Genomic DNA, 10,204 nt, shown 5'->3' with positions numbered 1-10,204 from the left:
CCCGCGCCTCCTCGACGCCGGGGTGACGGTGGCCCGCTGCGTCGACCTGCGGCTCGTGCACGCCGTCCTGAGGGCGTCGACGGCGACGCCCGGGTTCGCGTCAGGTGGACCCCGACCGGGGCCCTGGGACGTCACCCAGGCTGCACCCGGTGAGTCGGACGGCCTGTTCGAGGTCGTGCCCGAATCGCTGCCCGACCCGGTGGGCGAGTTCGTGGCGCAGCGCGAGGCCGTCGAGGCGTCGCCGACGCGCGGTCGGCTCGAACTGCTCGTCGCCGCGGAGTCGACCGGGGCGCTGATCGCCGTCGAGATGCGGCACCGGGGCATCCCGTGGTCGCCCCGGGTGCACGACGAGCTGCTCACCGCCGCCCTCGGGCCACGGCCGTCGCCGGGCGAGCGCCCGGCCCGCATGCGCACGGCCCTCGACGAGGTGCGGCGGGCCCTCGACGCCCCCGACCTCAACCCGGACTCCCCGGCCGAGCTGGTCAGGGCGCTGAACCGGGCGGGCGTCCTCGTCCAGTCCACCCGCCAGTGGGAGCTCCAACGGCACGAGCACCCCGCCATCGAGCCCCTGCTGCGCTACAAGAAGATGCAGCGGCTGCTCGTGGCCAACGGGTGGACGTGGCTCGACGCCTGGGTGCGCGACGGACGCTTCCGCCCCGACTACGTGCCCGGCGGCGTCGTCACCGGCCGCTGGGCCACCAGCGGAGGAGGCGCGCTGCAGTTGCCGAGGGCGGTCCGCGGTGCCGTCGTCGCCGACCCCGGCTGGCGGCTCGTGGTGGCCGACGCCTCGCAACTCGAGCCGCGCATCCTGACCGGGCTGTCCGGCGACCGAGCGATGGCGCGGGCGGGGGCGGGGGACCTCTACGAGGGCATCGTCGCCAGCGGCGCCGTCGCGTCGAGGGCCGAGGCGAAGGTGGCCATGCTCGGGGCCATGTACGGGGCGACGCAGGGCGAGAGCGGGCGGCTCGTGCCGCGCCTGGCCCGACGGTTCCCCGACGCGATGGCGCTGGTCGAGGCCGCGGCCCGCACGGGCGAGGCCGGGGGAGTCGTCGACACGCTGCTCGGGCGCAGCTCGCCCCGGCCGAGCGACGACCCGGGGGCCGTCGGGGCCGCCGCCGGGGCCCTCCCGCCCGAGATGGGCGTGCGCCCGGCCGATCGCGACGCCCGCTCGTGGGGACGCTTCACCCGCAACTTCGTCGTGCAGGGGACGGCGGCCGAGTGGGCCCTGTGCTGGATGGGCGCCCTCCGTCGACGTCTGCACGCCCGGTGGGGCGCCGCGGTCGACGCGCCGCACCTCGTCTTCTTCTTGCACGACGAGGTCGTGGTGCACGCCCCCGCGGCAGTGGCCGACGAGGTGGCGGACCTGGTGACCGAGAGCGCGGTCGAGGCCGGACGGCTGCTGTTCGGCGAGGCGCCGGTGGCGTTCCCGGTGACGGTCGCGGTCGTCGACGACTACTCGCAGGCGAAGTGACGCCCGGGGCCCGGGGCCCGAGGGCTGACCCGCCCATCGCCCGCGACGACCCGCCCGGGTCCGGCCCCGCGTTCGCAGGTGTTACACAGTTGTGATTTCTCAGGTCGGTCGGTCATACTTCACAGGACGGGCCTCGGCCCGTGAGTCATCGGGCCCCGGCCCGCACAATCGAAGAACGCACACGAGTCACGTCTGACAGGTCGATGGGGAAGTCGCACCTGAACCAGATGGAGGAATCGTGGCTGCTGCAACCGCTCGGGGAGTGCTCTACGTGCACTCGTCCCCTCGTGCACTGTGCCCACACGTCGAGTGGGCCGTCGGTCGTGCCCTCGGGCACGGCGTGAACTTCGCCTGGGTCGACCAGCCCGTGCTGCCCGGCGCCCAGCGCACCGAGTTCTCGTGGCAGGGCGACGAGGGCTCCGGCGCGCGCATCGCCTCGGCCCTCCGTGGCTGGGAGCACCTGCGCTACGAGGTGACCGAAGATCCCGGCGAGGCCACCGACGGCGGTCGCTGGATGCACTCGCCCGACCTCGGGGTGTTCTTCGCGCAGACCGACACGGCTGGCAACACCGTGATCCCCGAGGACCGCATCCGCTACGCCATGGAGATCGCCGGGTCGAACGCCCTCGAACTGCACCGCGAGCTGCGCCTCGCGCTCGGGCAGGCGTGGGACGACGAGCTCGAACCCTTCCGCTACAGCGGCGAGGGCAACCCCGTCGTCTGGCTGCACAAGGTCGGCTGACCCGCCACCGCTCGGGCGAGGTGCGCCCCGCGCGGCCGGGTGACGACGCAGGAGGCGCGGGGGGGGGGGGAAAGCCCCCCCCCCCCCCCGCGCCTCCTGCGCTGTCGCCTGGGGTCAGACCGAGCGGAACCCGACGACGGCGTTGTGGCCGCCGAAGCCGAACGAGTTGCTGATCGCGACGATCTCGCCGTCGGGGAGGCGGCGGGGTTCGTCGACGACGACGTCCATGTCGATCTCGTCGTCCATCTGCGTGACGTTGATGGTCTGCGGGGCGAGGCGTTCGTGCAGGGCCTTGACGGTGAACAGTGCCTCGATGCCGCCGGCACCACCGAGCAGGTGGCCGGTGGCCGCCTTCGTCGCCGAGACGATCAGCTTCGAGGTGTGGTCGCCGAAGACGCGCTTGATGGCGTGGTACTCGGCGATGTCGCCGACGGGCGTGCTCGTCGCGTGCGCGTTGACGTGGACGACCTGGTCGCGGTCGACCCCGGCGTTCTCGAGCGTCGCGATGACGGCCCGGGCGGCCCCGGTGCCCTCGGGGTCGGGAGCCGTGATGTGGTACGAGTCGCTCGTGACCGCGCCGCCGATCAGCTCGGCGTAGATGCGGGCCCCACGGGCGAGGGCGTGCTCTTCGGTCTCGAGGACGAGGGCGGCGCCGCCCTCGGCGAGGACGAAGCCGTCGCGCGTCACGTCGTACGGACGCGAGGCGGTGGCCGGGTCGTCGTTGCGCTTCGAGAGGGCCTGCATGGCGGCGAACGAGGCCATGGGCATCGGGTGGATGGCCGCCTCGGACCCGCCGGCGACGGCGATGTCGGCGAGGCCCGACTGCAGGTGCTCGTAGGCCATCGCGATCGACTCGGTGCTGGAGGCGCAGGCCGAGACGACCGTGCGGGCGCCGGCACGCGCGCCCAGGCTCATCGAGATGGCCGCGGCGGGCCCGTTCGGCATGAGCATGGGCACGGTCATCGGCAGGACGCGACGGGGGCCCTTCTCGCGCAGCGTGTCCCAGCCGTCGAGGAGGGTCCAGACGCCGCCGATGCCGGTGGCCCAGTCGACGATGAAGCGCTCGGGGACGACCTCGGGCGAGCCGGCGTCGGCCCAGGCCTCGCGGGCGGCGGTCAGGGCGAACTGGCTCGAGGGGTCGAGCCGCTTGGTCTCGCGACGGTCGAGCACGTCGGCCGAGGGCGTGCGGGCCTGCCCGGCGAAGGTGACGGGCAGGTCGTACTTGGCGACCCAGTCCTGCTCGAGCGTGGTGATGCCCGACTGGCCGTCGAGCAGGTTCTGCCAGGTCTCGGTGGCGGTGCCACCGAGCGGGCTCGTGGCTCCGAGCCCGGTGACGACGATCTTCTTGGTCATTGACGTTCCTTCTGGGAGGGCCGGTCGGTGGGGGCCGATGTACGACGACGCCGTGACCCGGGCGGCAGCCGAGGCTGGTGGCGGAGGGTCGACGGCGTCGAGGGCACAGCGGCGGGGCCCGGTCGCCGCGTGGGCGACCGGGCAGCCGACGTCTTAGTTCTGCGCCTTGTGGATGTACGTGACGGCGTCGCCGACGGTCTTGAGGTTCTTGACCTCTTCGTCGGGGATCTTGACGTCGAACTTCTCTTCGGCGTTGACGACGATCGTCATCATCGAGATCGAGTCGATGTCGAGGTCGTCGGTGAACGACTTGTCCATCTCGACGGTGTCGGTGGCGATCCCGGTCTCGTCGTTGACGAGCTCGGCGAGGCCGGCGAGGACTTCTTCGGTGGACAGTGCCATGGTGTTGTCTCCTTGAGGGGGTGTCGTTGTGACCGGGGTAAAGCCTATACAGCGCCCCGGGGTCGGGCGGGCAGCGGCGCGCTAGGGCAGCACGACCACCTGGGCGCCGAACACGAGTCCGGCACCGAAACCGATCTGCAGGGCGAGGCCGCCACTCAGCTCGGGGTGCTCGTCGAGCAGTCGGTGGGTCGCGAGCGGGATGCTCGCGGCCGAGGTGTTGCCGGTGGTCGCGATGTCACGACCGATCACGACGGACTCGGGCAGGCCGAGCTGCTTGGCGAACTCGTCGATGATGCGCATGTTGGCCTGGTGCGGCACGAAGGCCGCGAGCTGGTCCGCGGTCACCCCGGCACGCTCGAGGGCCTCTTTGGCGACCTTCGCCATCTCCCACACGGCCCAGCGGAAGACCGTCTGGCCTTCTTGACGCAGGGTCGGCCAGGCGACCTCGCCCGCGCCGTCGCGGTACTCGGTCATGGTGGCGGTCATGCCGATGGCGTCCCACTTCGAGCCGTCGGAGCCCCAGACGGTCGGGCCGATGCCCGCGCTCTCGGACGGGCCGACGATGGCCGCACCGGCGCCGTCGGCGAGCAGGAACGAGATCGTGCGGTCGGTCGGGTCGATGACGTCGCTGAGCTTCTCAGCACCGACGACGAGCACGTACTCTGCGAGGCCGGACTTCACGAACGAGTCGGCCTGCGCGATGCCGTAGGTGAAGCCGGCGCAGGCGGCCGAGATGTCGTAGGCCGCGGCGGGGTTCGCCCCGACGCGCTCGGCCAGCAACGAGGCGACCGACGGGGTCACGACGCCGGCGCCGATGGTCGAGACGAGCACGGCACCGATCTGGTCGGGGCGGATGCCCGACTTGGCGATGGCCTCGGTCGCGGCGGCCTCGGCCAGGTCGACGACCTTGACGTCCTTGCCTGCACGACGGCGGGTGATGACGCCGGTGCGCTGCTGGATCCACTCGTCGGACGAGTTGATCGGCTCGACGATGTCGGCGTTCGGGACGACGTTCTCGCCGCGGGCCGCACCGAGGGCGTAGATGCGGGTGAACTGCGCACCGGTGGTCTGGTTGAGCTGGGGGGTGGTCATGCTGCTCCCTCGATGAGGTCGACGGCGGCCTGGAGGTCGTCGGGGGTCTTGACGGCGACCGAGGGGACGCCCCTCAGCGCACGCTTGGCGAGGCCGGTGAGGGCACCGGCCGGTGCGAGTTCGACGATGCCCGTGACGCCGGCGTCGGCGAACGACGACATGGTCGCGTCCCACCGGACGGGCGACGAGACCTGGCCCACGAGCAGCTCGACGAACCGGTCGCCCGAGGCGACGGTGCTGCCGTCGTGGTTCGTCCAGAGCGTCAGCGTGGGGTCGCTCGCCGTGACGGTGGCGGCGGCCGCCCGGAGGCGTTCGACGGCGGGCTGCATGAAGCGCGTGTGGAAGGCGCCGGCGACCTGGAGCGGCACGACGCGGCTCTTGGCCGGGGCGTCGGCGGCGAGCTCGGCCAGGGCAGTGGTCTCGCCGGCGACGACGATCTGGCCGCCGCCGTTGTAGTTCGCGGGGGAGAGCCCGAGGGCGTCGAGGCGGGCGAGCAGGTCGGCCTCGTCGCCACCGAGGACGGCGCTCATGCCGGTCTCGACGAGGGCGGCCGCGTCGGCCATGGCCCGGCCGCGTTCGGCGACGAGGGTGACGGCGTCGACGTCGGTCAGGACACCGCTCACGGCCGCGGCGGTGAACTCGCCGACCGAGTGACCGGCGACGCCGGCCACGGCCGACCTCTCGACGCGGCGGAAGAGCGCCTGCGCGGTGAGGATGCCGGCCGCGACGATCAGGGGCTGGGCCACGGCCGTGTCGCGGATGGTGTCGGCGTCCGACGTCGTGCCGTGGGCGACGAGGTCGACGCCGGCGGCGTCGGAGAGCGACGCCAGCAGGGCACGCTGGTCGGGATCGGCCAGCCAGGGTTCGAGGAATCCGGGAGTTTGGGAGCCCTGACCGGGCGCTACGACAACGATCACTGGACCATCATGCCAACGAAGGGCACGTGCGCGGTGTAGCAACTCGACCAAAGATGCGGGCGAACGTTGTCGAAGCACACAGCAGGGTGGGCTCGTCGGTGGGCGGTCACTTGCGCCGGGCGCCCGACCCGTCGGGGTCGGCGATCGAGCCGAGGACGAGGGCCGACTGCAGGATGAGTGCCTCGCGGGCTCCGGTGGCGTCCCACCCGATGACGTCGGTCACGCGCTTGAGCCGGTAGCGCACGGTGTTGGGGTGGACGAAGAGCTCGCGTGCCGTGGCCTCGAGCGAGCGACCGTTGTCGAGGTAGCACCAGAGGGTGGTGAGCAGTTCGGTCGAATGGGCCTTGAGGGGCTTGTAGATGCGGTTGACGAGGCTGGACCGCGCCACCGGGTCGCCGGCCAGTGCCCGTTCGGGCAGCAGGTCGTCGGCCAGCACGGGGCGGGGGGCGTTGCGCCAGGCCCGGGCGACGGCGAAGCCGGCCAGGGCCGCCTTGGCGCTCTTCGACGCGTCGACGAGGCTCGGCACCTCGTGACCGAGCACGAGGTGCCCGTCGCCGAAGCCGGGTTCGAGGGCGCGAGCGATCTCGGTGAAGCTCGGGTGGGACGAGGAGGCGCCGTTCTCGTCGAGCGGATCGGCCCGCCCGATCACGAGAACCAGTCGGCTGCCCTGAACACCGATCAGCACGTCGGCCTCGCGGTGACGAGCCGTGCGCCGGAGCATGTCGACGTCGAGCATGCGCGGAGCCGTCCCGACGAGCACGGCGACCTCGCCGTGACCGTGCCAGCCGAGGGCGGCGATGCGGCTCGGCAGCTCGTCGTCGTACTCGCCACTCAGGATCGAGTCGACGACGAGCGCCTCGAGTCGGGCGTCCCAGAGCCCGCGTGCCTCGGCGGCCCGGGCGTACACGTCGGCCGAAGCGAAGGCGATCTCGCGCGAGTAGAGCAGGATCGCCTCGCGCAGCGAGTCGTCACCGTCTTTGACGCGTTCTTCGACGACCTCGACGGTGATGCGGATGAGTTGCAGCGTCTGCGTCAGGCTGACCGAGCGCAGCAGTTCGCGCGGGGCCGAGCCGAACACGTCGGCGGCGATCCAGGGGGTGGACCGCGGGTCGGCGAACCAGCTGATGAACGAGGTGATGCCGGCCTGGGCGACGAGGCCGACGGCCGAGCGGCGCCCGGGGGGCATGTCGCCGTACCAGGGCAGCGTCTCTTCGAGGCGCTTGATGGTCGCGGTGGACAACTCGCCCGAGACCGTCCGCAGCCACGCGAGCGTGCGCTCTTTCGTGGCCGCAGACGGCTGCAGGGGCGACGTGGGCACCCGCTCGGCGCTCACGGGGTCGTCAGGCCTCCCCGCCGGCGGTGCCGCTCGTGCCGGCGGTGACGTCGTGCAGCTGGTAGCGGTCGATGGCCTGCTGCACCACGCCCGGGTCGACCTCACCGCGGCGAGCCAGGGCCTGCAGGGTGCGGACGACGACCGAGGGGCCGTCGATCTTGAAGAACCGGCGGGCTGCGGCACGGGTGTCGCTGAAGCCGAAGCCGTCGGCCCCGAGCGTCAGGTAGTCGCCGGGCACGTACTCGCGGATCTGGTCGGGCACGGCCGCCATGAAGTCGCTGGTGGCGATGAACGGGCCCTCGGCGCCCTGCAGCTTCTCGGTGACGTACGCGGTCTGGGGCTCGTCGTTCGGGTGCAGGAAGTTGTGCTCGTCGGCGGCCAGGCCGTCGCGTCGCAGTTCGTTCCAGCTGGTGACGCTCCAGACGTCGGCCGCGACGTTCCAGTCGTCGGCGAGCAGCTGCTGGGCCTCGAGGACCCACGGCACACCGACGCCCGAGGCGAGCAACTGGGCACGGGGGCCGAGGTTCTCGGCGGCCTTGAGCTTGTAGATGCCGCGCACGACGCCGTCGACGTCGAGGCCCTCGGGCTCGACGGGCTGAGCCATCGGCTCGTTGTAGACGGTGATGTAGTACATGACGTTCGGGTCGGCGTGCGACGCGTTGCCGTGCTCGTCGGTGCCGTACATGCGGTCCATGCCCGACTTGACGATGTGGCCGAGCTCGTAGCCGAAGGCGGGGTCGTACGAGACGACCGCGGGGTTCGTCGACGCGAGCAGCAGCGAGTGGCCGTCGGCGTGCTGCAGGCCCTCGCCGGTCAGGGTCGTGCGACCGGCGGTGGCTCCGATGATGAAGCCGCGGGCCATCTGGTCGCCCGCAGCCCACATGGCGTCGCCCGTGCGCTGGAACCCGAACATCGAGTAGAAGACGTACACCGGGATGAGTGCTTCGCCCTGGGTCGAGTACGAGGTGCCGACGGCGGTGAAGGCGGCGAACGCACCGGCCTCGTTGATGCCGACGTGGATGATCTGACCCTGCGGGCTCTCTTTGTAGGCGAGCAGCAGTTCTCGGTCGACCGACGTGTAGTGCTGGCCGTTCGGGTTGTAGATCTTGGACGTCGGGAAGTACGCGTCCATGCCGAACGTGCGCGCCTCGTCGGGGATGATCGGCACGATTCGGTGACCGAAGTCGGGGGAGCGCAGCAGGTCTTTCAGCAGACGGGCGAAGGCCATCGTGGTAGCGACCTCTTGCTTGCCCGATCCCTTCTTGACGACGTCGTAGGTCTTCGCCTCGGGGACGGCGATCTGCGTGTACTTGGTGCGGCGCTCGGGGACGTAGCCGCCGAGCGCGCGACGACGCTCTTGCATGTACTGGATGGCGTCGTCGTCCTGACCGGGGTGGTAGTACGGCGGCAGGTAGGGGTTCTCGTCGAGCTGGGCGTCGCTGATCGGGATGCGGAGCTCGTCACGGAACTGCTTGAGGTTGTCGAGCGTGAGCTTCTTCATCTGGTGCGTCGCGTTGCGGCCCTCGAACGACGGGCCGAGGCCGTAGCCCTTGACCGTCTTGGCGAGGATGACCGTGGGCTGACCCTTGTGCTCGGTCGCGGCCTTGAACGCGGCGTAGACCTTTCGGTAGTCGTGGCCGCCGCGCTTGAGGTTCCAGATGTCGTCGTCGGAGTAGTCCTTGACGAGTTCGAGGGCGCGGGGGTCGCGGCCGAAGAAGTTGTCGCGGACGTAGCCGCCGCTCTCGGCCTTGTAGGTCTGGAAGTCGCCGTCGGGCGTGGTGTTCATCAGGTTGAGCAGCGCACCGCTCGAATCGGCGGCGAGCAGGTCGTCCCACTCGCGACCCCAGACGACCTTGATGACGTTCCAGCCGGCACCGCGGAAGAACGACTCGAGCTCTTGAATGATCTTGCCGTTGCCACGGACCGGGCCGTCGAGGCGCTGGAGGTTGCAGTTGACGATGAAGTTCAGGTTGTCGAGGCCCTCGTTGGCCGCCACCTGCAGCTGGCCGCGGCTCTCGACCTCGTCCATCTCGCCGTCGCCGAGGAACGCCCAGACCTGCTGGTCGCTGGCGTCCTTGATGCCGCGGTTGGTGAGGTACTTGGCGACCTGCGCCTGGTAGATCGCGTTGATCGGGCCGAGGCCCATCGACACGGTCGGGAACTGCCAGAACTCGGGCATGAGGCGAGGGTGCGGGTACGAGCTGAGTCCGCCCGACGCGTGCGACTTCTCTTGGCGGAAGCCGTCGAGCTGGTCGGTGCCGAGACGGCCCTCGAGGTAGGCACGGGCATACATGCCGGGGGATGCGTGGCCCTGGAAGAACACCTGGTCGCCGCCGCCGGAGTGGTCCTGGCCGCGGAAGAAGTGGTTGTTGCCGACCTCGTAGAGCGCGGCCGACGAGGCGTAGGTCGAGATGTGGCCACCGACCGAGATGCCCGGGCGCTGGGCGCGGTGCACCGTGATGGCGGCGTTCCAGCGGACCCACTTGCGGTAACGGCGCTCGAGCTCTTCGTCGCCGGGGAACTCGGGCTCGTCTTCGGGGGCGATGGTGTTGACGTAGTCCGTCTTCGGCACCATGGGCACCCCGAGGTGCAGCTCGCTCGACCGGGTGAGCAGGCTCTTCATGATCTCTCGGGCACGTTCGTGACCCTGCGTCTTCACCAGAGCGTCGAGCGACTCACGCCACTCGGCGGTCTCTTCGGGATCGCGATCGGCCTTGTCGACCGTGTACGGGTCCTGATCGTTAACCGTCACCCTTGACCTCAATCATCTGTGTTGAGCGGCCGTCTCTTGGAAGGCCACCGCGTGGAGTGGACAAACAGATGTCAGGCCCGTCGTGCCCGGGTTCCGAGACGCACTCCGCCTGACCCGCCCACTCTAGTTGCCCCGACCGACA

8 protein-coding genes are annotated in these 10,204 nt (G+C 70.9%); 2 read left to right on the top strand and 6 right to left on the bottom strand.

The genetic code is table 11. The features are described from left to right. Together ITJ55_RS02565 and ITJ55_RS02560 are read left to right on the top strand one after the other, a co-directional pair. Positions 1–1,471: bifunctional 3'-5' exonuclease/DNA polymerase (locus ITJ55_RS02565; protein ID WP_194593947.1), on the top strand; the 1,471-nt coding region annotated here is incomplete at its 5' end. 238 nt (positions 1,472–1,709) lie between these two features. After that, positions 1,710–2,213: a DUF3145 domain-containing protein gene (locus ITJ55_RS02560; protein WP_056256741.1), complete on the top strand. Its 504-nt coding sequence runs from the start codon at positions 1,710–1,712 to the stop codon at positions 2,211–2,213. Between the two features lie 114 nt (positions 2,214–2,327). Here the strand turns inward: ITJ55_RS02560 and ITJ55_RS02555 are convergent, their stop codons facing one another. The 6 genes from ITJ55_RS02555 to aceE all read right to left on the bottom strand — a co-directional run bounded on the left by ITJ55_RS02555 (position 2,328) and on the right by aceE (position 10,062). Continuing rightward, the gene (locus tag ITJ55_RS02555) at positions 2,328–3,566 is read right to left on the bottom strand and encodes a beta-ketoacyl synthase (protein ID WP_194593946.1); all 1,239 of its coding nucleotides are present in this window, start codon (positions 3,564–3,566) and stop codon (positions 2,328–2,330) included. Between the two features lie 153 nt (positions 3,567–3,719). Next, complete coding sequence (locus ITJ55_RS02550) at positions 3,720–3,968, bottom strand: acyl carrier protein (protein ID WP_043592609.1); 249 nt, start codon at positions 3,966–3,968, stop codon at positions 3,720–3,722. Between the two features lie 81 nt (positions 3,969–4,049). After that, positions 4,050–5,060: a beta-ketoacyl-ACP synthase III gene (locus ITJ55_RS02545; RefSeq protein WP_056256736.1), complete on the bottom strand. Its 1,011-nt coding sequence runs from the start codon at positions 5,058–5,060 to the stop codon at positions 4,050–4,052. After that, the gene (locus ITJ55_RS02540; RefSeq protein ID WP_194593945.1) at positions 5,057–5,977 is read right to left on the bottom strand and encodes an ACP S-malonyltransferase; all 921 of its coding nucleotides are present in this window, start codon (positions 5,975–5,977) and stop codon (positions 5,057–5,059) included. The genes ITJ55_RS02545 and ITJ55_RS02540 overlap by 4 nt, the downstream gene beginning before the upstream one ends. Positions 5,978–6,083: 106 nt before the next feature. Next, positions 6,084–7,310, bottom strand: coding sequence for a PucR family transcriptional regulator (locus ITJ55_RS02535; RefSeq protein ID WP_370543977.1), 1,227 nt, complete (start codon positions 7,308–7,310; stop codon positions 6,084–6,086). Positions 7,311–7,317: 7 nt separating this feature from the next. Further along, the gene (gene aceE, locus ITJ55_RS02530) at positions 7,318–10,062 is read right to left on the bottom strand and encodes a pyruvate dehydrogenase (acetyl-transferring), homodimeric type (RefSeq protein WP_194593944.1); all 2,745 of its coding nucleotides are present in this window, start codon (positions 10,060–10,062) and stop codon (positions 7,318–7,320) included. Between the last annotated feature and the right edge of the window lie 142 nt (positions 10,063–10,204).

The sequence above is a fragment of the Frigoribacterium sp. VKM Ac-1396 genome (assembly GCF_015350895.1).
Classification (GTDB): Bacteria; Actinomycetota; Actinomycetes; order Actinomycetales; family Microbacteriaceae; genus Frigoribacterium.
Note: the sequence above shows the minus strand (reverse complement) of the source record. Positions and strands in the feature narration are given on the sequence as shown.